This is a genomic window from Pseudomonas sp. GD04015 (genome assembly GCF_029837675.1).
Classification (GTDB): Bacteria; Pseudomonadota; Gammaproteobacteria; order Pseudomonadales; family Pseudomonadaceae; genus Aquipseudomonas; species Aquipseudomonas paralcaligenes.
Genome location: NZ_JAOEEE010000070.1, coordinates 1 through 521, shown reverse-complemented (window position 1 = coordinate 521; position 521 = coordinate 1). Strand labels below are relative to the sequence as shown.

The following is a 521-nucleotide window of genomic DNA, read 5'->3' as shown; positions in this document are numbered from 1 at the left end:
GGGGTTCGTGCACGGTGGTGCGCAGGCGCGCGTCCGTGGCTTCGGCGCACTGGCGGTCGCCGTCCCAGCCGTACCAGGTGGTGGTTTCCTGGCCCTTCTGCCGGACCTGCTTGAGGATGCGCCGCGACAGGCCGTCGTATTGGTAGCGGGCTTCCAGGGCCTCGCCGTTCGGGTCTTTTCTCCGTAGGTGGCTGAGGCGGTGGGCACCGTCGTAGGCCAGGGTCAGGATCTGGCCGTCTTGGCTTTTGCGTTCGATCAGGTTGCCGGCCGGGTCGTAGCGGTAGCAGGTGCCGTCCAGTTCGGTGATGCGGTTGCTCGGCCAGCTGTGCTGCGGGCCGACGGGGATGGTTTGGCCTTCGCCCAGCAGGTCGAAGTCGGGGTTGTCCAGGTTGGCGTGGACCAGCTGCGACCAGTCGCTCGCCTGGGGCGGCTTTTTAGGCGTCGGGTCCCGCTCCAGGCGGTTACCCGCTGGGTCGAAGCGGTAGCGTTGATTATGTTCACCATGCTGGCTGCCAATCAGC

Annotated in this window: 1 pseudogene; it reads right to left on the bottom strand. The window is 66.8% G+C overall.

The annotated features are described in order from the left end of the window. Positions 1 to 521 (bottom strand): annotated as a pseudogene (locus N7640_RS25510) (RHS repeat protein); the annotation flags it as partial.